At 56.2% G+C, this 23,944-nt stretch carries 24 protein-coding genes and 6 tRNA genes; 25 read left to right on the plus strand and 5 right to left on the minus strand.

Annotated features, from left to right (window positions below):
• Nucleotides 1-22: 22 nt before the first annotated feature.
• Together WDB70_RS09415 and WDB70_RS09420 are read right to left on the minus strand one after the other, a co-directional pair.
• Nucleotides 23-1,753, minus strand: coding sequence for a DUF885 domain-containing protein (locus WDB70_RS09415; protein ID WP_406663693.1), 1,731 nt, complete (start codon nt 1,751-1,753; stop codon nt 23-25).
• 99 nt (nt 1,754-1,852) lie between these two features.
• Nucleotides 1,853-2,227 (minus strand): PH domain-containing protein, encoded by a 375-nt coding sequence (locus WDB70_RS09420; protein ID WP_406663695.1) that lies wholly within the window; start codon nt 2,225-2,227, stop codon nt 1,853-1,855.
• A 159-nt stretch (nt 2,228-2,386) separates the two neighbouring features.
• On the opposite strand from WDB70_RS09420, the gene WDB70_RS09425 reads away from it, so the two are divergent.
• The 3 genes from WDB70_RS09425 to ychF are packed head-to-tail and all read left to right on the plus strand — an operon-like array spanning nt 2,387 to nt 4,704.
• Nucleotides 2,387-3,007: a 50S ribosomal protein L25/general stress protein Ctc gene (locus tag WDB70_RS09425; RefSeq protein WP_406663697.1), complete on the plus strand. Its 621-nt coding sequence runs from the start codon at nt 2,387-2,389 to the stop codon at nt 3,005-3,007.
• 3 nt (nt 3,008-3,010) lie between these two features.
• A complete protein-coding gene (gene pth, locus WDB70_RS09430; protein ID WP_406663699.1) occupies nt 3,011-3,595 on the plus strand; it encodes an aminoacyl-tRNA hydrolase in 585 nt (194 codons plus the stop codon).
• Between the two features lie 17 nt (nt 3,596-3,612).
• The gene (gene ychF / locus WDB70_RS09435) at nt 3,613-4,704 is read left to right on the plus strand and encodes a redox-regulated ATPase YchF (RefSeq protein ID WP_406663701.1); all 1,092 of its coding nucleotides are present in this window, start codon (nt 3,613-3,615) and stop codon (nt 4,702-4,704) included.
• Between the two features lie 28 nt (nt 4,705-4,732).
• Here the strand turns inward: ychF and WDB70_RS09440 are convergent, their stop codons facing one another.
• Nucleotides 4,733-4,999 carry a hypothetical protein gene (locus WDB70_RS09440; RefSeq protein ID WP_406663703.1) on the minus strand — a complete coding sequence of 89 codons (267 nt, stop codon included), beginning with the start codon at nt 4,997-4,999 and terminating at the stop codon, nt 4,733-4,735.
• Nucleotides 5,000-5,100: 101 nt separating this feature from the next.
• On the opposite strand from WDB70_RS09440, the gene WDB70_RS09445 reads away from it, so the two are divergent.
• From WDB70_RS09445 to WDB70_RS09480, 8 genes are all read left to right on the plus strand, one after another.
• Nucleotides 5,101-5,457 (plus strand): thiol-disulfide oxidoreductase DCC family protein, encoded by a 357-nt coding sequence (locus WDB70_RS09445; RefSeq protein ID WP_406663705.1) that lies wholly within the window; start codon nt 5,101-5,103, stop codon nt 5,455-5,457.
• Nucleotides 5,458-5,496: 39 nt separating this feature from the next.
• Complete coding sequence (locus WDB70_RS09450; RefSeq protein WP_406663707.1) at nt 5,497-6,969, plus strand: diguanylate cyclase; 1,473 nt, start codon at nt 5,497-5,499, stop codon at nt 6,967-6,969.
• An 85-nt stretch (nt 6,970-7,054) separates the two neighbouring features.
• Nucleotides 7,055-7,131: transfer RNA gene (locus WDB70_RS09455), tRNA-Met, on the plus strand.
• Nucleotides 7,132-7,137: 6 nt separating this feature from the next.
• A tRNA-Leu gene (locus WDB70_RS09460) sits at nt 7,138-7,222 on the plus strand.
• 4 nt (nt 7,223-7,226) lie between these two features.
• Nucleotides 7,227-7,301 (plus strand) — tRNA-Gln (locus WDB70_RS09465).
• A 134-nt stretch (nt 7,302-7,435) separates the two neighbouring features.
• Nucleotides 7,436-7,512 (plus strand) — tRNA-Met (locus WDB70_RS09470).
• Between the two features lie 9 nt (nt 7,513-7,521).
• Nucleotides 7,522-7,596 (plus strand) — tRNA-Gln (locus WDB70_RS09475).
• A 33-nt stretch (nt 7,597-7,629) separates the two neighbouring features.
• Nucleotides 7,630-7,704 (plus strand) — tRNA-Gln (locus WDB70_RS09480).
• Nucleotides 7,705-7,772: 68 nt separating this feature from the next.
• Here the strand turns inward: WDB70_RS09480 and WDB70_RS09485 are convergent.
• Nucleotides 7,773-8,912: an FAD-dependent oxidoreductase gene (locus WDB70_RS09485; protein ID WP_406663709.1), complete on the minus strand. Its 1,140-nt coding sequence runs from the start codon at nt 8,910-8,912 to the stop codon at nt 7,773-7,775.
• A gap of 155 nt (nt 8,913-9,067) precedes the next feature.
• Between WDB70_RS09485 and WDB70_RS09490 the strand changes: the two genes are divergently transcribed.
• The 6 genes from WDB70_RS09490 to lnt all read left to right on the plus strand — a co-directional run bounded on the left by WDB70_RS09490 (nt 9,068) and on the right by lnt (nt 14,855).
• Complete coding sequence (locus WDB70_RS09490; protein WP_406663711.1) at nt 9,068-9,409, plus strand: DUF3718 domain-containing protein; 342 nt, start codon at nt 9,068-9,070, stop codon at nt 9,407-9,409.
• Between the two features lie 135 nt (nt 9,410-9,544).
• Complete coding sequence (miaB, locus tag WDB70_RS09495) at nt 9,545-10,987, plus strand: tRNA (N6-isopentenyl adenosine(37)-C2)-methylthiotransferase MiaB (RefSeq protein WP_406663713.1); 1,443 nt, start codon at nt 9,545-9,547, stop codon at nt 10,985-10,987.
• A gap of 57 nt (nt 10,988-11,044) precedes the next feature.
• Nucleotides 11,045-12,037 (plus strand): PhoH family protein, encoded by a 993-nt coding sequence (locus WDB70_RS09500; protein WP_406668062.1) that lies wholly within the window; start codon nt 11,045-11,047, stop codon nt 12,035-12,037.
• A complete protein-coding gene (ybeY, locus tag WDB70_RS09505; protein ID WP_406663715.1) occupies nt 12,034-12,498 on the plus strand; it encodes an rRNA maturation RNase YbeY in 465 nt (154 codons plus the stop codon). Before WDB70_RS09500 ends, ybeY begins: the two co-directional genes overlap by 4 nt.
• A gap of 18 nt (nt 12,499-12,516) precedes the next feature.
• Nucleotides 12,517-13,380, plus strand: coding sequence for a CNNM family magnesium/cobalt transport protein CorC (corC, locus tag WDB70_RS09510; protein WP_406663717.1), 864 nt, complete (start codon nt 12,517-12,519; stop codon nt 13,378-13,380).
• The gene (lnt, locus tag WDB70_RS09515; RefSeq protein ID WP_406663719.1) at nt 13,377-14,855 is read left to right on the plus strand and encodes an apolipoprotein N-acyltransferase; all 1,479 of its coding nucleotides are present in this window, start codon (nt 13,377-13,379) and stop codon (nt 14,853-14,855) included. The genes corC and lnt overlap by 4 nt, the downstream gene beginning before the upstream one ends.
• On the opposite strand, the gene WDB70_RS09520 is transcribed toward lnt, so the two are convergent.
• Nucleotides 14,849-15,313 carry a zinc ribbon-containing protein gene (locus WDB70_RS09520; protein ID WP_406663721.1) on the minus strand — a complete coding sequence of 155 codons (465 nt, stop codon included), beginning with the start codon at nt 15,311-15,313 and terminating at the stop codon, nt 14,849-14,851. The genes lnt and WDB70_RS09520 overlap by 7 nt on opposite strands.
• 139 nt (nt 15,314-15,452) lie before the next feature.
• Here WDB70_RS09520 and leuS point away from each other — a divergent pair, with 139 nt between their 5' ends.
• From leuS to rodA, 8 genes are read left to right on the plus strand one after another with little or no spacing between them, the layout of a single operon-like run.
• Complete coding sequence (gene leuS / locus WDB70_RS09525) at nt 15,453-18,035, plus strand: leucine--tRNA ligase (RefSeq protein WP_406663723.1); 2,583 nt, start codon at nt 15,453-15,455, stop codon at nt 18,033-18,035.
• 9 nt (nt 18,036-18,044) lie between these two features.
• Nucleotides 18,045-18,503 (plus strand): LPS assembly lipoprotein LptE, encoded by a 459-nt coding sequence (lptE, locus tag WDB70_RS09530; RefSeq protein WP_406663725.1) that lies wholly within the window; start codon nt 18,045-18,047, stop codon nt 18,501-18,503.
• Nucleotide 18,504: 1 nt separating this feature from the next.
• A complete protein-coding gene (gene holA, locus WDB70_RS09535) occupies nt 18,505-19,533 on the plus strand; it encodes a DNA polymerase III subunit delta (protein ID WP_406663727.1) in 1,029 nt (342 codons plus the stop codon).
• The gene (gene nadD, locus WDB70_RS09540; protein ID WP_406663729.1) at nt 19,530-20,162 is read left to right on the plus strand and encodes a nicotinate-nucleotide adenylyltransferase; all 633 of its coding nucleotides are present in this window, start codon (nt 19,530-19,532) and stop codon (nt 20,160-20,162) included. Before holA ends, nadD begins: the two co-directional genes overlap by 4 nt.
• Nucleotides 20,163-20,197: 35 nt before the next feature.
• Nucleotides 20,198-20,515: a ribosome silencing factor gene (gene rsfS / locus WDB70_RS09545; protein ID WP_406663731.1), complete on the plus strand. Its 318-nt coding sequence runs from the start codon at nt 20,198-20,200 to the stop codon at nt 20,513-20,515.
• A complete protein-coding gene (gene rlmH, locus WDB70_RS09550; protein ID WP_406663733.1) occupies nt 20,515-20,982 on the plus strand; it encodes a 23S rRNA (pseudouridine(1915)-N(3))-methyltransferase RlmH in 468 nt (155 codons plus the stop codon). Before rsfS ends, rlmH begins: the two co-directional genes overlap by 1 nt.
• A 1-nt stretch (nt 20,983) precedes the next feature.
• Nucleotides 20,984-22,849: a penicillin-binding protein 2 gene (mrdA, locus tag WDB70_RS09555; RefSeq protein ID WP_406663735.1), complete on the plus strand. Its 1,866-nt coding sequence runs from the start codon at nt 20,984-20,986 to the stop codon at nt 22,847-22,849.
• Nucleotides 22,846-23,943, plus strand: coding sequence for a rod shape-determining protein RodA (gene rodA, locus WDB70_RS09560; protein WP_406663737.1), 1,098 nt, complete (start codon nt 22,846-22,848; stop codon nt 23,941-23,943). Before mrdA ends, rodA begins: the two co-directional genes overlap by 4 nt.
• The last annotated feature ends 1 nt before the right edge of the window (nt 23,944 follow it).

A 23,944-nucleotide genomic window follows, 5' to 3' on the forward strand; every position in this document is an offset into this window, starting at 1 on the left:
CCCCGCTGATGCGGGGCTTTTTTTATTGCTGGTAACGAGGTACAAACTCCGTCATGACCGCTTTTTGCAATAACGCCGGCGGCAACAATCCCTGCTCCAGAATAAAGTCATGGAAAGCCTGCTGGTTAAAGCGCTGGCCCAGCAGCAACTCGACCCGCATCCGCAGCTCTCTGAGCTTCATGTAACCGTAGTAGTAACTGGTTGCCTGCCCTGGTGCCCGATAGGTATAACGTTCCACCTCCTGGGCAGCAAAGGGCGCAGACAGTACCACCTGATCGGTAAGTACCGTTCGAGCCTGCTCGGGGGTGATCATGCCCAGGTTCAGCATCGGGTCGAGAAAGGCCCTGGCCGCTCGCTGTAAGCGCGCCTGCAATGAGAATAACTGGCCATCCAGGGGCAGGTACTGCTTCATGATCGCTTCAGAATACAGTGCCCAGCCTTCCACGTTGGCGCTGTTAAAGGCAAAGATGGCGCGGGCCTGAGAAACACCGTTTTCCACCATTTTGGCAAATTGCAGCTCATGGCCGGGGCGCGCTTCATGGACCGTCAAAGTCCAGGAGAAGGCCTTGTTGGTAAAATCATCAAGCTTGTTCTTGGCCTTAGGATCGTTATAGGGCAGCACAAATTCGCCGTATTCACCGGTATTGCCGATCAGTCGTGGCGGACTCATGTGCGGCGCCGGCTGCGCGGCGGTTTCAGCTTGGGAGGCCAGGCGAATATTGGCCGCACGTTTAGGCAAGGTAACAATATGATGCTGGCGGATCATCTCTTCAATACTCGCCAGACGTTTCTTATAGAATGGCAAAATGGCCTTGCCTGTGATCTGGTTCTTTTTCAGTTGCCGGATCACATAGCGGTAGTCGTCATTTTTAAAGCCTTCTTTTTTGGCGATCTGACTGGCCAGCGACTGCATTTCGTCACGAATTTCGGCAAAACCGAACAGCGCCCGCTCCATCAATAGTTTCGGCGGCATATTGACGCCATAGTTTTTCAGGGCGTCAGCATAGAGTTCTTCTGGCATCACATTAGAGCTGCGCGTTCGCGGCAGCATGTTGGTTTTCAGCCAACTGTCGTACTGCGCCAGTTGCTGACTAAACGCCTTATAGGCCGGTTGCCAGCCCGTTAATTTGTTGGCCTCAAAAAGCTGCTTGATACCGGCCAGAAACTGCTGGCTGTTGCTGATGGCTTTTTCAACCTGCGGTCGATAAGGGCCAATCAGCGCCGCATCCTTCAGGCGCTCCTCGGTACGCGCCTTGGCCATCGCCACCAGGCTGGGCTTGCCATCCAAACCGGCATAAGCATTAAAGCGCGCTACCGCGCGGGCTTTGCGGGCGTCGCTGTTACGGCCATCAAGCAGGCTCTGCAAGCCAGAGAACACCGTCTCGCCGACATTATAAAAAGGCAGCAGGCGGTCATGGTGCAGCTTTTCTGAAGCCAGGCTGCGCTCAACAGCTGCAATCATGATGCCCAAGTCCTGGCGCACCTTGGGGTTCGTTTCCGTTTTCAGCTCGGCTTGCAACTGCTGCAGTACCTGCTCGCTGTCGTGGCGAGCGCGTTGATAGAGCTGCGGCCCCAGATCAATGATTTGTTTATCAAAGGCTTCCAGTCCTAAATAGGAGCCCATTTCCGGATTGTATTTGGCCATTTCGGCCAACACTGGCTTGGCATAGGCGTTGCTTTTTTCCACCCAGGCCGGTGGCGCTGCCTGCAAACAAAAGCTGGCCAGCCCCAGCACTAACAGTGACTTTTTCACTGACACTCCCCTCATTGTTATTGTTTCTATCATTGCCACCGTAGCAAGCCGGTGGCAATGACACTATGAAGTAAACGTAAATGGATATGACAACGGCGGTTACAGCAAATGATTTGATAGCTGTCGGTACAGCTCGCGCACATCATTACCCCGGCCCAGTTCTCGTGTAATGGGTTCAGATTCCGAGCCAACCCAAATTTTGATCTCCGCATCAAGGTCAAAGTGGCCTGCGGTTTCCAGTGCGTATTTAGTGATGTTGCGGTACGGCACCGATAAAACCAGCTGTTTTTTGCCGGTCAGGCCCTGCTTGTCTACCAGCAATAAACGCTTGTTGGTGAATACGAATAGATCCCTGATCAACTGATAGGCTTTATCTACCTGCTCACCATCACTTAGTAAGGGGGTCAGCAGTTCATCCAGCTTGTCGGCATCAACTTCCGAGCCCATGCCCAGCAATCCCGAGAAAAGTCCCATAGCGTTACCTTTTTATGTAATGACAGAGGTTAATGAGCAGTTGTAGCCCAAAGTCCCCTTTTGGTAAACTTACGCGCCCTCAGCCGAACCCGGTTGTGGAAGGGTCGGTTTCTTGGTCGCGGGAAATCGACAACCTATTGATTTAATTGGAGTGACACCATGTCTTACGTTTTTGAAGCAGAACTCCGCACGGACCTGGGGAAAGGTGCGAGCCGCCGCCTGCGTCGTGAGGATAAAGTGCCGGCCATCGTTTACGGTGCCGACAAAGAGCCAGTTTCCATCGCACTGGAACACAACAAAATCATCGAAGCACAGGCTGACGAAGGTTTTTACACCCACATCCTGACCCTCAACATCGCCGGTAGCAAAACCGAGGTGCTGGTTAAGGATATGCAACGCCACCCGTTCAAGCCGAAGGTCACTCACATTGACTTCCTGCGCGTTGATGCCAGCCACAAGCTGCACACCAAGATCCCACTGCACTTTGTTGGCGAAGACAAGGCTGTGAAGAAAGGTGGCGTTATTGCCCACGCTACCACTGAAGTTGAAATCAGCTGTCTGCCTAAAGATCTGCCTGAATTCATCGAAGTCAACGTAGCTGACATGAACGTTGGTGACACCCTGCACCTGACTGACCTGAGCGTGCCAAAAGGCGTGCAACTGGTTGAGCTGAGCAAAGGTGAAGACCACGATCAGGCTGTTGTATCTCTGAACGCTCCGAAAGGCGGCGCCAGCGATGACGACGCCAAAGAAAACGGCGAGGATGCAGCAGCAGAGTAAAGCGTGAGCGATATTCAACTGCTGGTGGGCCTGGGTAACCCAGGCCCCGAATACGCCCAAACCCGCCATAATGCCGGTGCCTGGTATATCGAGGAACTGGCTCGCCTGTACCGCCAGCCCCTGACGCTGGAAAGCAAATTCTCGGCTTTTACTGCCCGCATTCACATTAAAGGCAAGGATGTGCGTCTGCTCGTCCCCACCACTTATATGAATTTGTCCGGCAAAGCCGTCAGTGCATTGGCAAACTTCTACCGTATCCCGGTAGAAAGCATTTTGGTGGCTCATGATGAGCTGGACTTGCCTCCGGGCGTGGCACGCTTCAAACAAGGCGGTGGCCACGGTGGCCACAACGGCCTCAAAGACATCATGGCGAAAATGGGCAACAACCCGAACTTTCACCGCTTGCGGATTGGTATTGGCCACCCTGGTGACCGCCATAAAGTAACGGGCTACGTACTCGGTAAAGCGCCTGCCAGCGAGCAAGCGCAAATTGACGCAGCCATCGACGAAGCTGTGCGGGCAACCGAAATCTTCTTCGATAGCGGTAAAACGGCGGCTCAGAACCGACTTCACGCCTTTAAGGCATAACTTTCGAGGACACCTCCATGGGATTCAAATGTGGCATCGTGGGCCTGCCTAATGTTGGCAAATCCACCCTGTTCAATGCCTTGACCAAAGCTGGCATCGAAGCTGCGAACTTTCCTTTTTGCACCATTGAACCCAATACCGGTGTTGTTCCCGTGCCGGATATACGTCTGAATAAACTGGCTGAGATCGTCAATCCGCAACGGGTATTGCCGACAACGATGGAATTCGTCGACATTGCCGGGCTGGTTGAAGGGGCCTCCAAAGGTGAAGGTCTGGGCAATAAATTCCTGGCCAACATTCGTGAAACCGATGCCATTGCCCATGTTGTGCGTTGCTTTGAGAACGACAACATTGTCCACGTGGCGGGCAAGGTCAGCCCACAAGAAGACATCGATGTCATCAATACCGAACTGGTACTGGCAGACATGGAAGCGGTCGAACGCGCCCTGACCCGTGTCCAGAAAAAGGCCAAAGGTGGCGACAAAGACGCCAAGGCAGAACAAGACGTGCTGCTGAAAATTCAGCCGCACCTGGAAAGCGGCAAAATGCTGCGTTCAGTCGGCCTTTCTGCCGACGAAAAAGCGGCTATCGGCTATCAAAATTACCTGACCGGTAAACCCACCATGTACATTGCCAACGTCAATGAAGATGGTTTTGACAACAACCCTTATCTGGATCAGGTACGTGCCATTGCCGCCGATGAAGATGCCGTGGTTGTGCCAGTCTGCGCAGCGGTGGAATCCGATATTGCCGAGCTGGATGACGAAGAACGGGAACTGTTCATGGCTGAACTGGGCCTGGAAGAGCCGGGCCTTAACCGGGTCATTCGTGCCGGTTATGAACTGCTGAACCTGCACACCTACTTTACTGCCGGTGTCAAAGAGGTACGGGCCTGGACCATCAAAATCAATTCGACAGCGCCGCAGGCAGCAGGGAAAATCCATACCGATTTTGAAAAGGGCTTCATTCGTGCGGAAGTTGTCGCGTACGACGACTTTGTTGCCAACAATGGCGAACAGGGTGCCAAAGAAGCCGGTAAATGGCGCCTGGAAGGCAAAGACTACATCGTCAAAGACGGCGATGTGATTCACTTCCGCTTTAATGTCTAGACCCACAAGCCGCCGACAGGCGGCTTTTTTATTCCGCCACCAGTAGCATCACCGTGGCCACCAGCGCCACAAAGCCGCCAAGGAAGCCCCCGGCCTTAAGACTTTCGCGCCAGCGCTTGGGAAATACCATCAGCACCAAGGCACTGACCGTCAATAATGTCAGCCCGGCACCGGCAAATAAGATCAACGGATCACGAATACCCTCTTCCTGTTCCAAAAAAGCTACCCAGCTTGCACTGACCGCCAGCCCGCTGGCCAGGCATACCAAGAGAATAAGTGTGCTTGAGCGTTTCATGATGTCACCTGCCAAGTGTTGTCTTTGTTAAGACTAGCTCAGCGACGCGCAGCAGGTGATCACAGCCGCTTCGTATTGCGTACTGCTAACGGGAGGATGTAATGACCGATGCACAGCTTTTTTACGACGGCAGTTGCCGCTTTTGTCGCTGGGAGATCCGCCACCTGGCACCCCGCCTGCGCGGTAAAATCAGGCTTATTGATATCAGCTCGGCTGATTTCGAGGGTTTTGCCGGAGTCAGCAAGGCGGCCATGCTGCGCCAGCTACACCTGTGGGATGGGCAGCGCTTTCATCTTGGCCTGGATGCCAGCTTTTATTATTGGCGCCTTGCCGGCTGGGGGTGGCTGGTACAGCTGTTATCATTCCCTGGCATCCATTATCTTGCCAACATGGTCTACCAGCACTGGGCAGCTCGCCGTTGCCAGGGGCAGTGTGCGGTTGTATTTAAGCAGTGGTAGGATAGAGTAACATGGCGTTGATCGCTCACAGGAACCTTAGTGACTGCAAAACTGCTCTCTGGCCGCTGGCCTGATCTCCGACAGCTGCCACTGCTGCGTCCGCTGTTCTTGCTGATACTGTGGATGGGTCTTTGGCGACTGGCCAGTATTCTTGAGTACGCTCCCCATGCCAGTATCTGGTTTCCACCTGCCGGCCTGACCTTCGCGGCCCTGTTGCTACTGGGTTTCAATGCCCTGCCCTGGCTATTAGCTGCTGCCATGCTGGTGACGTTCTGGGAAACCCAGCTCTACGCCGTACCTTATCACTTGGCGGAACAGCTCAGTACCGGCGTGCTGTTTGGCCTGGCCCACAGCCTGTCCTATTACCTTGGTGCCGCATTCATGCGCCGCCGGCTCGACAGAGCTGAACAGCAGCAAGTCCCCGAGCTAGTGTTGTTATTTCTGATGGTCGCCAGCCTCTGTGCGCTGCTGGCCGCTATGGGCGGCGCCACGGTGTTACTGATCAGCGGTACCATCCATTCGTCGCAATTTCTCAACGTTTGGGTGCCCTGGTGGATTGGCGACCTGATCGGCGTGATTGTGCTGGTACCACTGTTTGTAGCGCTGTTGCAATGGCTCTATCCCAACAGTGCCAGTTGGTTACAGCAGTTTAATTTGCAGCGCTACAGCCGCGATAACCGCCCTTATCTTATAAAGTTGCTCAGTGGTCTACTGTTGCTGGCTCTGAGTATGCTGGCCAATGCCCAGATCAGTAATGAATACATGGCTTTTGCCGTCTTTTTTGTGGCGCTGCCACAAATGTGGATTGTCTATACCGAGACTGCCCTGCGCAGTGCCATCAGCCTGGCCTTGATCAGTACCCTGGCGGCAGTGGGCATCAAGGTGTTTGGTATCAGCCACCACGCCATGGTGTATGAATTTGCCGTTTGTGTGCTGGCCGCCAGCACTTATTTTGGCCTGACGGTGCCGCAGCTCACCGCCCATAACAATACCCTGCAACAACAAGCCAACTTTGACCCTCTCACCGGCGTACTGTCCCGCAGCTACTTCTTTGCTAAAGCCAAGGAAGAAATTATCCGGGCACGGCACTACCGCCAGCCCGTGTCGATGGTGGTATTTGATATCGACTATTTCAAACACATCAACGATACCTATGGCCACACTACCGGCGATCGGGCCTTGCAACAGGTGACCATCAGTATTGCTCAGCAATTGCGGCAAACAGACCTGTTCGGCCGCTTTGGCGGCGACGAATTTATGCTGCTACTGCCCGGTGATGATATCCACCAGGCTACCGCTACCGCTCGGCGGCTATGCCAGCAGTTACCACACAAAACCCTGGATAACACCGATTACCGTATCTCCGGCAGCTTTGGGGTCGTTACCGTTCAAGACAAGGAAGATTTGCCTAGTGCCTTCAAGCGTGCTGACGCTTTACTGCTCAAGGCCAAACGTCAGGGGCGTAACTGTGTGCTCAGTGAAACAAAACCGGGCAACGCAGCACCTGCCTAATAAGACAGCAAACGAACCGGCAGTTGTTGTTTAATCGTTGACGCTGTGGCGGCGGCTGGGCATAATGCGCGCCGTTCACTATGTTGGCTATGTAGCTCAGTTGGTTAGAGCACATCACTCATAATGATGGGGTCGCAGGTTCGAATCCCGCCATAGCCACCAGAACACGCGGAAGTGGCGGAATTGGTAGACGCACTGGATTTAGGTTCCAGCGCCGCAAGGCGTGAGAGTTCAAGTCTCTCCTTCCGCACCATTACTGGAGTATCGCCAAGCGGTAAGGCAGCGGGTTTTGATCCCGCCATTCCCAGGTTCGAATCCTGGTACTCCAGCCATATTCGGCGGTTGTGATAGCGCCACTATCAGAGCCGAGAAATTAACGTTCGCTCGTTAATTGAGCGAACGATTGGGCGGCAGTTGACGAACGCTATAAGGTTTTGAATAATTGCCAGCCCTAGCGATTTAGCGTGGCTATGTAGCTCAGTTGGTTAGAGCACATCACTCATAATGATGGGGTCGCAGGTTCGAATCCCGCCATAGCCACCATTATTTTGCTGGAGTATCGCCAAGCGGTAAGGCAGCGGGTTTTGATCCCGCCATTCCCAGGTTCGAATCCTGGTACTCCAGCCATAATTCGCACATAGCAATGTGCACCCAGCTTGCTGGAGTATCGCCAAGCGGTAAGGCAGCGGGTTTTGATCCCGCCATTCCCAGGTTCGAATCCTGGTACTCCAGCCACTACACCAAAAACCCGCCAGCTGGCGGGTTTTTTCTTTTCCTGGCTCAGTTGCCCGAAAGTGCCGGCTTTACAAGCCGGCAGCGTATTTCAGAACCTGCTTTTTGGCGGGGCTGAAAAGATCCACAGAGCTCAGCGCCAACTGCCGTAACCGCCCCAGTAAAGGGTTGGTGTTAGAAAAACCTTTGTAGCAAAGGTCCATCATGCTTTGCATCAGCAGGTTATCGGGCTTGCGTGCCCGTTCATAACGTTGCAATGCTTTGTCATCCCACCAGCACTCGCCACGGGCATGAGCGCCGCCCATTTGCGCTGCCAATGTCTGAACATCACGAAAGCCCAGGTTAACGCCCTGCCCAGCCAGCGGGTTGATGGTATGCGCCGCGTCGCCAACCAGCCAGACGCCATTTTGGCCATAGCGCTGGGCATGACGCCGGGTCAAAGCAAAACTGCCCCAGCTCTTGACGGTGATATCGCCGAGCATTGCCGGGTAAGCCAATTTTGCTTGAGCCGTCAGCGCCTCGGCACTGAGGCTGGCCAACTGGCGAATGGTTGCGGCTTCGTCATACCAGGCCAAAACAGCCTGATTATGGGGCATAGGCAGCCAGGCACGGGGGCCATGCGGCGTGAACTGCTGCCAGGTGGTGTCTGCCATCTGGCCCTGTGTTTCAACGGTCGCCAACAGGCAATGCTGACGGTAGTCCCAGCCGGTCAAGCCAATACCGGCCTGCTGACGCAGCCAGGAATTAGCGCCGTCAGCAGCGATAGCCAACCGGGCCACGATGACTTCACCGTTATCCATGGTCAGCTCCACCCCGTTCGCTTGCTGGCGAAACTGCACCGGTGTCCCAAGACGCAGCGCCACCGAGTCCGGCATAGCTTGCCACAGCGCTTGTTGCAGCCTGACATTTTCAACAAACAGCCCCAGCCGCGGCTCTCCCAGTTCACTGGCAGAAAACTGGCAGTGGCTGTCTGCCTCGCCAACCCACAGGTGCCGGTATGGCTGGCAGTATTCACTCGGCAGAGAAACGTCCAGGCGTTGCAAAAAGCGCAGCGCCCCTTCACTGATGGCGCTGACCCGCGGATCCAGTTCGTCCCCCACTGAGGGGGCCTGACGCTCGACTAACGTAACCGCCATATCATGGCGCGCCAATGCCAATGCCAGGGCTGCGCCAACCATACCGCCACCGACAATCACCACCTCAGTGTTCATTCCTGCTCCCTCGTCGCTGTCTTACGCCATTGTACCTTGTGTTACCGGCAGAAACCTTTGCTTACCGCCTTGGGGGATTGCTTACAGTTCTGCCGGCCATCCTCGTTGCTGAGCGGCTAGTGTTGAAGGGCCTATTGGCAAAAAGGAGACACCTCATGAAACGGTTAATCTTGTTCGCCGCGGCCACCTTGCTGGCCAGTACTGCGGCCCACGCCAGGATGGATCCTTACCTGCACGACGCGCTGGTCAGCGTTTGCAAAGCCTCGGCAACGGACCGCCCTATCGTTCTTAATAACACCTTGACCAGTTACCGCCTTAGCTACCCGACAGTGGCGCAAAAGCTGGTCTGTAATGGCCAGTCAGTGTACCAGTTTGCGCTTAGTCACGGGGCTCACCGTAATGCCGAACGGCTGTTTAGTCGTGGCCGGCTGGGCGAGGTGATCATCGAAGATCTCTCACGTGCCACACCCAATACCGCCTGGCGCGTCAGTTTCTGAGACGACAAGGCCACCTCCATACTGGAGGTGGCCTGCGTCAGATCAAATAGGCAGCCAGTGGTAGCGGCTGACACCATCAGGTAGAATATGCGGTCATTTTCCTTCCCAGCAGACACGTTGCAGGTAGCAAGAACCATGGCCAAGAAGTTGCACATCAAAACCTGGGGTTGCCAGATGAACGAGTATGATTCCGCCAAGATGGCTGATCTGCTCGGCAGTACCCATGGCCTCAGTTTGACTGACATTCCTGAAGAAGCCGACGTACTGCTGCTCAACACCTGTTCGATACGCGAAAAAGCCCAGGAAAAAGTCTTTCACCAACTGGGCCGCTGGAAAGAACTGAAACAGCAAAAACCGGAACTGGTGATCGGTGTTGGCGGCTGCGTTGCTTCACAAGAAGGGGATTTTCTACGCGAACGCGCCCCTTATGTGGATATTGTGTTTGGTCCCCAGACCCTGCACCGCTTGCCAGAAATGATCACCCGGGTACGGGGCGACCGCGCGCCCATCGTCGATATCTCCTTTCCGGAAATCGAAAAATTTGACCGCCTGCCAGAGCCCAAAGCTGAAGGCCCCTCGGCATTTGTGTCGATTATGGAAGGCTGTTCCAAGTACTGCTCTTTTTGCGTGGTGCCTTATACCCGTGGCGAGGAAGTCAGTCGCCCGGTAGACGATGTGCTCTATGAAATCGCCCAACTGGCGGAACAGGGCGTGCGGGAAGTGAACCTGCTGGGCCAAAACGTGAACGCCTTTCGTGGGGCAACCCATGACGGCGGCATTTGTAGTTTTGCTGAGCTGCTGCGGCTGGTCGCGGCCATCGACGGCATTGACCGCATTCGCTACACCACCAGCCACCCGGTAGAGTTCACTGACGACATCATCGAGGTTTATCGTGATACCCCGGAAGTCGTCAGCTTTTTGCACCTGCCGGTACAAAGTGGTTCAGATCGGGTGTTAAACCTGATGAAACGCAATCACACCGCCATTGAGTACAAGTCAAAAATTCGCCGGCTGCGCGAGGCGCGCCCGGATATTTCCATCAGCTCCGATTTTATTGTCGGCTTCCCCAATGAATCCGATGATGATTTTGCCCAGACCATGAAACTTATTGCCGATGTCGGCTTTGATCAGAGCTTCAGCTTCATCTATTCCGCTCGCCCTGGCACGCCGGCTGCCGATGTGCCGGACGATGTCAGCCAGGACACCAAAAAACAGCGGCTGTATATTCTGCAAGAACGCATCAACCAGCAGGCCATGCAGATCAGCCGCCGGATGCACGGCACCATTCAACGCATTCTGGTAGAAGGGCCATCCAAGAAGAACCTCATGGAGCTGCGTGGACGCACCGAAAACATGCGGGTTGTAAACTTCGAGGGTGACCCCAATCTGATTGGCAGCTTCGTCGATGTGGAAATCACCGAAGTACTGCCCCACTCTTTACGTGGCAAACTGGTACGTACCGAAGCAGAAATGGGCCTGCGCGTAGCCATCAGTCCGGCCGCGATTATGGCTCAGCACGATGCCCGCCACGGCAAAGCCGATGCGCTGGGCGTCACCACTTTTGACCCAACTGCATAAGAGGACCTCTTGGCTAATACGCTGTTGACTGTCAGTACTTATCTTGAACCCGCCGATATGCGCCGCCTGGCGGCGCTATGTGGGCCCTTTGATGATAATCTCAAGCAGATCGAGCGCCGCCTGGGCGTGGAAATCAACTACCGGGACAACCATTTTCAGATCATGGGCAAGGCCCTGGCGGCCAAGGCGGTCGCTGATCTGCTGAAAAGCCTCTATCTGGAAACACTGCCAGTCAAAGGCCAGTCACCGCAGCTGGATGCAGAAAAAGTGCATCTGGCCATTGCCGAAACCAAGGTACTGGAAGCCGAAAGCAGTATTAACCATGGCAAAGAGGTGTTTCTGAAAACCAAGCGGGGGGTGATCAAGCCCCGCACCCCCAACCAGGCACAGTACATCCAGAACATCGTTAACCACGACATCAGCTTTGGTATTGGCCCGGCCGGCACCGGCAAAACCTACCTGGCAGTCGCCTGCGCCGTGGATGCGTTGGAACGCCAGGAAATTCGCCGTATTCTGCTGACCCGGCCAGCCGTTGAAGCCGGTGAAAAGCTGGGTTTTTTGCCGGGCGATTTGAGCCAGAAAGTGGACCCTTATCTGCGCCCGCTGTACGACGCCCTGTTTGAAATGCTCGGTTTCGAGAAAGTGGAAAAACTCATCGATCGCAATGTCATTGAAGTGGCACCGCTGGCTTATATGCGCGGCCGCACTCTCAACGATGCCTTCGTGATCCTGGATGAGAGCCAGAACACCACTGTCGAGCAGATGAAAATGTTCCTGACCCGCATTGGCTTTAATTCCAAAGCGGTGATCACCGGCGACATCACCCAGGTGGATTTACCCCGCAATACCCGCTCAGGGCTACGCCACGCCATCGAAGTGCTGGGCGATGTCGATGAGCTGTCGTTCAACTTCTTCCAGGCCAGTGATGTGGTGCGCCACCCGGTGGTGTCACGGATCATCAACGCCTATGAAGCATTCGAACAAGCCCAGGAGCGGCAAAAAGCCGAACGGCGCGCCGAGCGTGAGCAGGCCCGGGAGTCAGGGCAATGAACCTGATGCTGGACTTACAGCTTGCCACTGAGGCCTCCTCCTTGCCGAGCCAGGCCGATTTTGAACGCTGGGTCAGCAAAGCCCTGCACGATAGCGGCCGCACCGAGACCGAGCTCACCATCCGCCTGGTGGACGAAGAAGAAGGCAGGGAACTGAACAGCCAGTACCGGAGCAAGGATTACGCTACCAATGTATTGTCGTTCCCTTTTGAGCTGCCTGAAGGCATCGACCTGCCCCTGCTTGGTGATTTGGTGATCTGCGCACCGGTAATGGCCCGAGAGGCCGCCGAGCAAGAAAAAAACGAACAGGCCCACTGGGCCCACCTGGTCATTCATGGCACCTTGCATTTGCTGGGGTATGACCATATAAAGGACGAGGATGCGGCGCTGATGGAAGGCAGGGAAATCGCCTTGCTGGCCGAACTGGGGTTTGCTGACCCCTACGGCGACCGTGACAACTAAGTATTGGTTTCGAGGACTATGAGCGACGACAATCCGCACTCGAGTCAGGGCTCGTCAAAGAGCTGGCTGGAGCGACTGAGCCAGCTTTTCTCTGATGAGCCGCAAAGCCGTAATGATTTAATGGTGCTAATTGAAAGCGCCATGGATCGCGAACTCATTGATGTTCAAACCAAAGACATGATCAAAGGCGTTCTGGACGTCTCTGAGTTACGGGTTCGCGATATCATGATCCCCCGTAGCCAAATCGTGGCTCTGGATATCAATCAGTCTATCCAGGATGTTTTGCCTACCATCATTGACTCTGCCCACTCCCGCTTTCCCATCATCAACGAAGACAAAGATCACGTCGAAGGTATTCTGCTGGCCAAGGATCTGTTGCGTTATACCCTTGGCCAAGCCAATGACATTACCATCGATCTGAACAGTCTCAAGCGCGAAGCGGTGATTGTGCCAGAGTCCAAACGAGTTGATGTGCTGCTTAAAGAGTTTCGCTCTGGCCGTTTCCACATGGCCATGGTGGTCGATGAGTTTGGCGGTGTTTCCGGCTTGGTGACCATCGAGGATATTCTTGAGGAAATCGTCGGTGAAATCGAAGACGAATACGACGCCGAAGACGTCAATAGCGACGATATCCGCCGCCTCACCAATCGCACTTTTGCTGTGGCAGCACTGACCTCCATCGAGGATTTCAATGCCCACTTTGGCAGCCAGTTTTCTGATGATGATGTGGATACCATCGGTGGCCTGATGATGCATGCCTTTGGCCACCTGCCGGCCCGGGGAGAGGAAGTTACCCTTGATGGCCTGCATTTCAAGGTAACCCATGCCGGCAAACGCCGTCTGCAGCAACTGCAAGTGACCCTGCCCGAAAACGACGAATGAACAAATTGCCTTTCGGCCAGCTGCTGCTGGCCATCGCGGCTGGCGCCCTGACGCACCTGGCCTTTGCACCTTACCACCTGGCTTTCATGCCCTTGCTGACACTCCCGCTGTGGTTGTGGCTGCTGGACGGTAAATCGGCCCGCCAAGGTGGCTGGCTGGGCTTTGCCTTCGGCTTTGGCATGTTCATGAGCGGCATCTGGTGGGTGCATGTGTCCATGGTGATGTTCGGCGACCTGCCCTTGTGGCTGGCGCTGGGCCTGATGATGCTGCTATCAGCCTATCTGGCACTGTACCCGGCGCTGACCGGCTATCTGCTGAACCGGTTATTTCCACTGGCAGGCTGGCCACGGCATCTGATTGGGTTACCACTGTTATGGCTGTTGTCTGAATGGCTGCGTGGTTGGGTACTGACCGGCTTTCCCTGGCTCAACCTCGGCACCAGCCAGCTCGATACGCCACTGGGTAATTGGCTGCCGATAGGCTCTGAAGCTCTGGCCAGCTTCTGGCTGGTGATGTGCGCCGGGGCCTTGGCGCTGGCGCGCTACCAGCGCCGCTGGGCCGTGATGGCTCTGGCGGTCATTGCCGTCTCAGCGCTACTTCCCAAAAGCTGGGTCAAAGATACCGGCCACAGCCTGAAAGTGACGCTGGTACAGGGCAATATTGCGCAGTCCCTGAAGTGGGATCCGGATCACCTGGCCCCCACCTTGCAAAAGTACCTGAACCTGACCACACCGCACCTGGACTCCGATCTGATCATCTGGCCGGAAGCGGCAATACCGGACGTAGAGCCGGCTGAACAGGATTTTTTACAGCAGCTGGACGAAGAAGTAGCCCGCCACCACAGTACTCTGGTAACCGGTATTGTCGATTACCGCTACGCCACTCAGGCTTTTTACAATACCGCCATCGTGCTGGACGGCCACTATCACTATGCTGATGCGAACCGCTATCAGAAGCACCACCTGCTACCGATTGGCGAATATGTCCCCTTTGCCAAGCTGTTGCGCCCCCTGGCACCGTTTTTCAACCTGCCGATGTCAGACTTCAACCGTGGCCCGGCCCAGCAACCGAACCTGAAACTGGGCAACCTCAAGGCGGCCATGGCCATTTGCTACGAAGTGGCGTTTAGTGGCCTGGTGCGCGCTGATTTGCGCCCGGATACGCAGCTGTTGCTGACCATTTCCAATGATGCCTGGTTTGGCAACTCCATTGGCCCGCATCAGCACATGCAAATCGCCCAAGCCCGCGCCCGTGAACTGGGCCGGCCCATGCTGCGCGCCACCAATGACGGTGTCACCGCCATTGTTGACGCTCAGGGGCATATTCAGCAGCGCTTGCCCCGTTTTGTGGCCGCCAGCCTGACCGGCAAGGTCAAGCTGGTCAGCGGCCAGACCCCTTATGCCCGCTTCGGGCTGCTGTGGTGCTGGCTGCTGTTACCGCTGGGCTGGCTTGGATGGCGCCAGCGCTATCACTGAGTGGTGTTGCTCGGCTCCCGCTGGAAGTGATCATTACCGCACTGCGGGCACAGTGGGATGCTGCCGGGATGATAAAAATGCATGACAAAGCCGCAGCGGCGGCAACGCAGGGCACCAAAACCGATGACATCATTAGTCCGGTAGCCCTCCGGGTGCGCCAGATCACGGGCAAAACTCTGCCAATCCAGCTGTGTGTGGTCGGCGGCATCGTAAAGTAGCTTCCACAGTTCTTCGATACGAGGGTCCACACCCAGCTCGCCATCATGATCGGCCAGCGCATGCAAATCATCGCGCAGTTTGGCTTCAATCAGCGCCCACTCATCTTTACTGAGTTCACCGGCGGCATGCAGCAGTGCCTTAGCCTCCTCTACCAACGCCGTAAAGTGCGCTTCCACATCGCCCTCTTTGAGGCGTTTTTTCAGTTCATCAATCAGCGCTTGGTAACTTTTCAGGGGCATGACCCGTCTCCTTGTGTTTTTTTCTGTGATACGCCGGCTAACAACAGAATGCAAGGATACTGTCAGGTGGGTGGCAGGGGCCGACGCTGCAAGGTATCCTATGGCGATTATTTCCAGCCTTCGCAGACTGCGGTACCCCATGCAAGAACAATACGATCACAGTGTTATTGAGCCCCAGGTGCAAAAGCACTGGGAAGACAACCAGACTTTTGTTGTCACCGAACAACCCGGCAAGGAAACCTTCTATTGCCTGTCCATGTTCCCCTACCCCTCGGGCCGCTTGCACATGGGCCATGTGCGTAACTACACGCTCGGGGATGTGATCGCCCGTTACCAGCGCATGCAAGGTAAAAACGTGCTCCAGCCAATGGGTTGGGACGCCTTTGGCCTGCCGGCAGAAAATGCCGCCATCAAGAATAAAACCGCCCCGGCCAAGTGGACCTACGAAAACATCCAGTACATGAAAAACCAGCTCAAAACCCTGGGGTTTGGTTATGACTGGACCCGTGAAGTGACCACCTGTACTCCCGAGTACTACCGCTGGGAACAGTGGTTCTTCACCAAGCTGTTCGAAAAAGGCCTGGTCTACAAAAAAATGGCTACCGTTAACTGGGATCCGGTCGACCAGACCGTGCTGGCCAATGAGCAGGTGGTAGATGGCCGCGGCTGGCGCTCCGGCGCACTGGTGGAACAAAAGCAGATCCCGCAGTGGTTTGTGAAAATCACCGCCTACGCCGAAGAGCTGCTGGCCGACCTGGACAAACTGGACGGCTGGCCGGACACCGTCAAGTCCATGCAGGCGCACTGGATTGGCCGCTCCGAAGGGGTGGAGTTGAGCTTTGCCGTTGACGGCAGTGAGCGCACTTTGGATGTCTACACTACCCGCCCTGACACCCTGCTGGGGGTCACCTATGTGGGTATCGCCGCCGGCCATCCGTTGGCCACGCAGGCCGCCACCAACAACCCGGCACTGGCCGCTTTTATCGACGAGTGCAAAAACACCAAAGTCGCTGAAGCCGAAATGGCCACCATGGACAAAAAAGGCATGGACACCGGCCTTAAGGCCATCCACCCACTGACAGGTAAAGCGGTACCGATTTGGGTGGCCAACTTTGTGCTGATGGATTACGGCACCGGCGCCGTCATGGCCGTTCCCGGCCATGACCAGCGGGATTTTGAATTTGCCACGAAATACCAGTTGCCTATTGTGCAGGTGGTGAAACCAACTGATGGCGACGCCGACATCAGCGAGGCGGCCTACACCGACAAAGATGGCATACTGATCAATTCCGGTGAATTTGATGGCCTGAGCTGCACCGAGGCCTTCGGCGCCATTGCCGACAAACTGGAAAGCCTCGGCCGTGGTAAGCGCCAGGTAAACTACCGGCTGCGTGACTGGGGCGTATCACGCCAGCGTTACTGGGGCGCTCCGATCCCGATGCTGCATCTGGAAGACGGCCGTACCGTACCGGTACCGGAAGACCAGCTGCCGGTGCGCCTGCCAGAAGACGTGGTGATGGACGGCATTAACAGCCCCATCAAGTCAGACCCGGAATGGGCCAAAACCGAATATGAAGGCATGGCCGCCGAGCACGAAACCGACACCTTCGATACCTTTATGGAATCGAGCTGGTACTACGCTCGCTATGCCAGTGCCCATACCCATGACGCCATGCTGGACCCGGAAAAGGCCAATTACTGGCTGCCGGTAGATCAGTACGTTGGTGGTATCGAGCACGCGGTAATGCACCTGTTGTACTCACGCTTTTTCCACAAACTGCTGCGTGATGAAGGCCTGGTGAACTCCGACGAACCCTTCAAGCGCTTGCTGTGTCAGGGCATGGTGCTGGCCGACGGCTTCTACTATGTCAACGACAAAGGCGGCCGCGAGTGGGTCTCGCCGCTGGAGGTCAGCGTCGAACGTGACGACAAAGGGCGTATTGTCAAAGCCACTGACCAAAGTGGCCGTGAGCTTATCTATGACGGCATGTCAAAGATGTCCAAGTCCAAAAACAACGGCATCGACCCGCAAGTCATGGTGGAACGCTACGGCGCTGATACCGTACGCCTGTTCATGATGTTCGCCGCACCGCCGGAGCTGACCCTGGAATGGATTGAATCCGGTGTGGAAGGGGCTAACCGCTTTATCAAGCGCCTTTGGAAGCTGACTCACGAGCATCTGGCCAAGGGCCCGGCAGCCACGCTGGATAAAGCCGCCCTGAATGCAGAGCAAAAAGCGCTGCGCCGGGACGTGCACAAAACCATCGCCAAGGTGGACGACGATCTGGGCCGCCGCCAGACTTTCAACACGGCCATCGCCGCGGTGATGGAGCTGCTCAACAAGCTGGCCAAGGCACCACAGCAAAGCGACCAGGATCGCGCCCTGCTGCAAGAAGCACTGGTGAGCGTCAGCCTGCTGCTGCACCCCATCATTCCGCACGTAACCTGCAAGCTCTATGAAGCCCTCGGCGGTGCAGGGGATATTGTCGACGCCCCCTTCCCGAGCGCGGATGCAGAAGCACTGGTGGAAGACGAAAAGCTCATCGTGGTGCAGGTCAACGGCAAGGTACGTGGCAAAGTCACAGTGCCGGCTGATATCGCTAAAGAGACGCTGCAAACCCTGGCGCTTGATGAGGAAAACGTCAAACGCTTCCTCGATGGCATGACCGTACGCAAGGTGATAGTGGTGCCAGGCAAGCTGGTGAACATTGTTGCCAATTAAGGAGACGCCATGCGCTGGCTGGTTTATTCACTGCTGTTGCTGCTAAGCGGCTGCGGTTTTCATCTCAAGGGCAGCTACCAGCTGCCCGAGCAGTTCCAGTCGGTCAGTTTCAGCAGCTTTGACCACTACGCTCATATCAGCCGCCTGGTACGCCAGGCGCTGCTTGATAATGGCATCAAGCTTGATAGCCATGGTCCACAAGTGAAACTGCTCAGTGACAAGCTTGATCGTCAGACGCTGAGTCTGTTTAGCACCGGCCAGGTGGCAGAGTATGAACTGATTTATACCCTCAACTGGCAGCTAACCTTGCCCGACCAGGCACCGCAGCAGCGCAGCATTGAAATCCGCCGCGATTACCAGGATGACCCAACCCGCACCCTGGCCAAAGATCGCGAACGGCAACTACTGCTGGACGAAATGCGCAAAGACGCGGCCGAACAGCTGGTCAGGCAACTGGCCAAAGGCTGATATGCAGATCCGCAGCCCGCAACTGGCTCAGGCACTGAAAGCCACTCCCCCCTGGGTGATGGTGTTCGGTGATGACCCGCTGCTGGTCGAAGAAGCGCTGGACAAAGTGCGCCAACATGCCCGCCACTGGGGCAGTGAAGAACGGCTGCGGCTGGTCGCTGATGGCCAGTTTGACTGGCACCAGCTGCTGGATGACTACCAGAGCCTGTCGCTGTTTGCCAGCCGCCGTCTCATTGAAGTGCAGTTACAGCAAAAACCCAACGACACCGGCAAAGCCATTCTTAGCCAGCTGCTGGCAAACCCCAACCCGGACGTATTGCTGTTACTGCACGGCCCTCGGGCAGAAAAGAGTCTCAGTAACGCCGCCTGGTTCAAGGCCATGTCCAGCCAGGGACTGTACCTGCCGATTTACCCACTGGCTGACCATGAATTTCCCGGCTGGCTGGCCCACCGCCTGCAACAGGCAGGTTTTCAGGCCAGCCCGCAAGCTTTGCAGGCCTTGGCTCAATTCACCGAGGGCAATCTGCTGGCGGCAGTGCAGGAAGTGGAAAAACTGACACTGATTTACCCCGCCGGTGCTCTGGACGAACAGCAGGTCGCAGCCGCCGTGCTCGACCATGCCCGCTTCGATCTGTTCCAGTGGACTGACACTCTGCTCGGTAACGATGCCAATAAAGCCCTGCGAGTGTTGGCCAGAGTGCTCGAAGAAGGTATCGAGCCCCCTTTATTGCTGTGGGCACTGGGCCGGGAAGTGGATACTCTGTTGGCACTGACCACCACCGGCGACCCACAGCGGGAACTGGCTAAGCGCCGTTTGCCGCCGCAGCGCAAAAAGCACTATCTCAATGCCATCAATAAGCTCTCGCCCGGGCGGCTGCGTCAAATAGGCCGCCACCTGGCCTGGCTCGATCAGCATTTCAAGCGCCACGATGATGGCCTTATCGAACAAGGCTTTGCCGATCTGACCCTGGCCTTTTTCCCCGGCCAGCGGCCACCGCTGCCGGTGATCCGCCCGGAGTATGACGCATGAAGCCGCTGGGCATATTTGGTGGCACCTTTGACCCTATTCACTACGGCCACCTGCGCTTGGCGGTGGAGGTGTTGGAACACTTTGACCTTGAGCAACTCGTACTCCTACCCAATAAAGCGCCGCCACATCGCACCCAGCCACTGGCCAGCGCTGCGCACCGCCTGGCCATGACGCAGCTAGCCGTTGCCGGTGTCACAGGCCTGGCAGTGGATGGCCGGGAGTTACAGCGTGCCGGCGCCTCCTACTCGGTCGATACCCTGCAAGAGCTGGCTGCCGAGCACCCCGGTCAGCCGCTGCTGTTTGTCATGGGTATGGACAGCTTGCTCAGTTTCACCAGCTGGCACCAGTGGCAGCAGATCCTGGCTCTGGCGTCATTGGCGGTATGCTGCCGGCCAGGCCACTGTCTGGATCCGGCAACCTTGCACCCAGCGCTGGCCAGCAGGCTTAGCGAGCAGGCAATTACCGGCCCCGGGCAAATCGTGACGGTAACCAGCACCGAGCTGGCCATTTCTGCTACCGATATCCGCCAACGCATTGGCGCCGGGCAGCGCAGCGATTTTTTACTGCCGCCGGCAGTAGCCGATTACATTAGGCACCACCGGCTGTACCGGGCGCCTGCGGCTTCGTGATAGAATCCCGCCTTTGTTTTTTCACAGGTAATAAGATGAACGGCGAACAATTACGTGATTTTGTGGTCGATAAGGCCGATGACCTCAAGGCCGTCGATATTAAGGCCATTGATGTGCGGGGCAAGTCCTCGGTTTGCGAGTTCCTGGTCGTGTGTTCCGGAACTTCCCGTACCCATGTGAATGCCATCGCGGAAAACGTCGTGACTGAGGCTAAGCATGCCGGCATGAAGCCGCTGGGCGTTGAAGGTAAAGCCAGTGGCGAATGGGTTTTGGTGGACTTGGGTGACGTGGTACTGCATGTCATGCAGGAGCAAACCCGCGATTTTTATCAACTGGAAAAACTCTGGAGCTGATGAAGCTCAAACTGATTGCTGTCGGCCAGAAGATGCCAGCCTGGGTGACACAAGGCTTTAGCGAATACCAACGCCGCTTTCCCCGCGACTGCCCGCTGGAACTGATTGAGGTGCCAGCAGGAAAGCGCGGCAAGAATGCCGATATTGCCCGCATCCTGCAAAAGGAAGGGGAGCTGATGCTGGCCCAGGCTCAGGGTTGCCGTATCGTAACCCTGGATATTCCCGGTAAGCCCTGGGACACCCCGCAGCTGGCCCAGCAGTGGACTCGCTGGCAACAGGATGGCCGCGATCTAGCAATTATGGTGGGTGGCCCGGAAGGGCTAGCACCTGACGTCAAGGCCGCCGCTGAACAGAGCTGGTCGCTGTCCAAGCTGACCCTGCCGCACCCACTGGTGCGGGTGGTCATGGCCGAGGCCCTATACCGGGCCTGGAGCCTGAACAACAACCACCCTTACCACCGGGAGTAACATGTTCCGCAAGCGCATTCCCATCCGCGACCATGGCTACGAAGCGTCACTGTTCTGGCGCCGCACGCTGGTGGCAATGCTGATTGTGGTCGTGGCCTTTGGTGCTCTGCTGGTCAACCTCTATCACCTGCAGGTAACCGACTACACCCAATACCAGGTGCGCTCCAACGAAAACCGCATCAAGCTGGTGCCGGTGGCTCCTAACCGCGGCATCATCTATGACCGTCACGGTGTGGCGTTGGCAGAAAACCGGCCGGTGTTTGCTCTGGAGGTGGTGCCAGAGCAGGTTAAAAACCTCAATGAAGCCCTCGGGCAGCTGGCAAAACTGCTCGATATCGATGACGACACGCTGGATGATTTTCGCGAGTCCTTACACGGTGTGCGCCGCTTTAAAAAGCTGCCGGTACTGGACGAAATGACGGAAAAGCAGGTGGCGCAGTTTTCAGTTAACCAGTACAAATTTCCCGGTTTCAGTGTCGAAGCACGGCTGAAGCGCTTTTACCCCTATGGCAAGGCTCTGACCCATGTGTTGGGCTATGTTTCGCGCATCAATGACCGCGATCTGCAAGCAATTGACAAGGAAGGCGAGACTTCCAACTACGCGGCTACTCATGAAATTGGCAAGCAGGGTATTGAAAAGTACTATGAGAACCTGCTGCACGGCACCGTTGGCTACATGGAAGTGGAGGTGAACAACCGTGGCCGGGTGATCCGCACCCTGCACTTCAAGCCGCCGGTACCTGGCAAAGACATTTATCTTAACTTGGATCTGGCGCTGCAGCTCAAAGCCCATGATCTACTCAAGGGCCACCGCGGCGCCATTGTCGCTATCGATCCCCAAGACGGCGGTATTCTGGCCATGGCCAGCGCCCCCTCCTATGACCCGAACCTGTTCGTAAAAGGCATTTCCAGCAAGAATTACAACAAACTGCTGCACTCACCGGACAAGCCGCTTATTAACCGGGCCACTCAAGGCCGTTACCCGCCGGCCTCTACCGTCAAGCCCTTCCTAGCACTAGCTGGCTTGGAAGAAAAAGTAATCACCCCGCAAACCACCATCTGGGACCCTGGCTATTTCGAGCTGCCGGATGTCAAGCACAAATGGCGCGACTGGCTGCCCTGGGGCCACGGCCGGGTAGATCTGAAACGGGCCATTGCCGAGTCCTGCGACACTTATTTTTACGAATTGGCCCTGAAGCTGGGGATTGATCGCATCCACAACTGGATGAGCAAATTTGGCTTTGGGCAGTTATCCGGCATTGATATACACGAAGAAACCCAGGGCATCATGCCGTCGCAGCAGTGGAAGGCAAAACGCTTCCACCAACCCTGGTATGCCGGCGACACCATTCCCATTGGGATCGGCCAGAGTTACTGGACCGTCACACCGGTACAGCTGGCCACCGCCACCACCATCATGGCCGACGCCGGCCGTTACTATGTACCACGGTTGCTGCGAGCCATTGGCGATCATAAAAACATCAAGCAAGTGCCGCCGGTGCAGCGTCAGGCTGTCAATGGCAGTGCCGCCCACTGGCAAGACGTGGAAAACGCCATGCACCGTACCGTTGCCAACCCCTCTGGTTCTGCGCACCGGGCTTTTCTGGGGACGCCCTATCAGGCCGCCGGTAAAACCGGTACTGCGCAGGTGATAAGCATCGGCCAGGGTGAAAAGTACGACGCCCACAAGGTCGCCGTGCGCCACCGCGATAACGCCATGTACATCGGTTATGCGCCATTTGCCCACCCGGAGATTGCCGTCACCGTGGCACTGGAAAACATCATTGGCGGCGGCGGCTCGGTAGCGGCGCCACTGGCCCGCCAGGTCATGGACCAATACCTGATCAAAGAAGGAGGCGGCAAATGAACGATAACCGTAGCTGGCTCAACCGCCTGCACATTGATGGCTGGTTACTGCTGTTTTTGCTGTGTCTGATGGGCGTCAGCCTGGTGGTGGTGTACTCCGCCTCCGGCCAGGATATGGCGATGATGGAGCGACAGCTTATCCGTTTGTGCCTGGCACTCGGGGTGATGTTTGTGCTGGCGCAGATCCCCCCTGATGTTTACAAACGCTGGGCACTGCCGCTGTATCTGGGCGGCACATTGATGCTGGTTATCGTGCTGGTTGCCGGTGATGTGGGCAAAGGCGCCCAACGCTGGCTGGACTTGGGCTTCATGCGCTTTCAGCCTTCGGAGGTGATGAAGCTGGCAGTGCCGATGATGGTGGCCTATTACTTGGCCAGGCACCCTCTGCCGCCCACTTTTATGCAACTCTTCAAAGGCTTGGTGCTGGTATTGGTGCCAACCCTGCTGATCGCCAAACAGCCCGATCTGGGTACCGCTATCCTGATTGCCGCCTCCGGGGTTTTTGTGCTGTTTTTATCCGGTATGCGCTGGCGCTTGGTAGTGGCCGCCATGGCTGCTGTTGGCGCCTTTTTACCGGTATTGTGGTTCTTTTTGATGAAAGACTACCAACGCCAGCGGGTACTGACCTTTTTGAATCCGGAGTCCGATCCGCTGGGGGCCGGTTACCACATTATTCAGTCAAAAATCGCCATTGGTTCTGGCGGTCTCTGGGGCAAGGGCTGGCTGCATGGCACCCAGTCACAGCTGGAGTTTTTACCCGAACGCCACACCGACTTTATTTTTGCCGTACTGAGCGAAGAGTTTGGTCTGGTTGGCGTGTCATGCCTGTTGCTGCTGTACCTGGCTATCATCACCCGTGGCCTGTATATCTCGACGCAAGCACAAACCGCATTCAGCCGGCTGTTAGGTGGCGCCATTATGCTGACCTTCTTCGTGTATGTGTTTGTCAACATCGGCATGGTGTCAGGTATGTTGCCAGTAGTAGGGGTTCCCCTGCCGTTGGTCTCGTATGGGGGTACTTCCATGGTGACGCTGATGGCCGGATTTGGCATGCTGATGGCCATACACACGCACAAACGTCTGCTGCACAGTTAAC

Source organism: Gallaecimonas aegicerasi (genome assembly GCF_045291545.1).
In the GTDB taxonomy this organism is placed as follows: Bacteria; Pseudomonadota; Gammaproteobacteria; order Enterobacterales; family Gallaecimonadaceae; genus Gallaecimonas.

Bases quoted from the DNA above. Each gene is read 5' to 3' on its own strand.
- WDB70_RS09420 (WP_406663695.1), bottom strand. From the start codon at position 2,227: ATGGGACTTTTCTCGGGATTGCTGGGCATGGGCTCGGAAGTTGATGCC.
- WDB70_RS09425 (WP_406663697.1), top strand. From the start codon at position 2,387: ATGTCTTACGTTTTTGAAGCAGAACTCCGCACGGACCTGGGGAAAGGT.
- ychF (WP_406663701.1), top strand. From the start codon at position 3,613: ATGGGATTCAAATGTGGCATCGTGGGCCTGCCTAATGTTGGCAAATCC.
- WDB70_RS09440 (WP_406663703.1), bottom strand. From the start codon at position 4,999: ATGAAACGCTCAAGCACACTTATTCTCTTGGTATGCCTGGCCAGCGGG.
- WDB70_RS09445 (WP_406663705.1), top strand. From the start codon at position 5,101: ATGACCGATGCACAGCTTTTTTACGACGGCAGTTGCCGCTTTTGTCGC.
- WDB70_RS09485 (WP_406663709.1), bottom strand. From the start codon at position 8,912: ATGAACACTGAGGTGGTGATTGTCGGTGGCGGTATGGTTGGCGCAGCC.
- WDB70_RS09490 (WP_406663711.1), top strand. From the start codon at position 9,068: ATGAAACGGTTAATCTTGTTCGCCGCGGCCACCTTGCTGGCCAGTACT.
- miaB (WP_406663713.1), top strand. From the start codon at position 9,545: ATGGCCAAGAAGTTGCACATCAAAACCTGGGGTTGCCAGATGAACGAG.
- WDB70_RS09500 (WP_406668062.1), top strand. From the start codon at position 11,045: ATGCGCCGCCTGGCGGCGCTATGTGGGCCCTTTGATGATAATCTCAAG.
- ybeY (WP_406663715.1), top strand. From the start codon at position 12,034: ATGAACCTGATGCTGGACTTACAGCTTGCCACTGAGGCCTCCTCCTTG.
- corC (WP_406663717.1), top strand. From the start codon at position 12,517: ATGAGCGACGACAATCCGCACTCGAGTCAGGGCTCGTCAAAGAGCTGG.
- lnt (WP_406663719.1), top strand. From the start codon at position 13,377: ATGAACAAATTGCCTTTCGGCCAGCTGCTGCTGGCCATCGCGGCTGGC.
- WDB70_RS09520 (WP_406663721.1), bottom strand. From the start codon at position 15,313: ATGCCCCTGAAAAGTTACCAAGCGCTGATTGATGAACTGAAAAAACGC.
- leuS (WP_406663723.1), top strand. From the start codon at position 15,453: ATGCAAGAACAATACGATCACAGTGTTATTGAGCCCCAGGTGCAAAAG.
- lptE (WP_406663725.1), top strand. From the start codon at position 18,045: ATGCGCTGGCTGGTTTATTCACTGCTGTTGCTGCTAAGCGGCTGCGGT.
- holA (WP_406663727.1), top strand. From the start codon at position 18,505: ATGCAGATCCGCAGCCCGCAACTGGCTCAGGCACTGAAAGCCACTCCC.
- nadD (WP_406663729.1), top strand. From the start codon at position 19,530: ATGAAGCCGCTGGGCATATTTGGTGGCACCTTTGACCCTATTCACTAC.
- rsfS (WP_406663731.1), top strand. From the start codon at position 20,198: ATGAACGGCGAACAATTACGTGATTTTGTGGTCGATAAGGCCGATGAC.
- rlmH (WP_406663733.1), top strand. From the start codon at position 20,515: ATGAAGCTCAAACTGATTGCTGTCGGCCAGAAGATGCCAGCCTGGGTG.
- mrdA (WP_406663735.1), top strand. From the start codon at position 20,984: ATGTTCCGCAAGCGCATTCCCATCCGCGACCATGGCTACGAAGCGTCA.
- rodA (WP_406663737.1), top strand. From the start codon at position 22,846: ATGAACGATAACCGTAGCTGGCTCAACCGCCTGCACATTGATGGCTGG.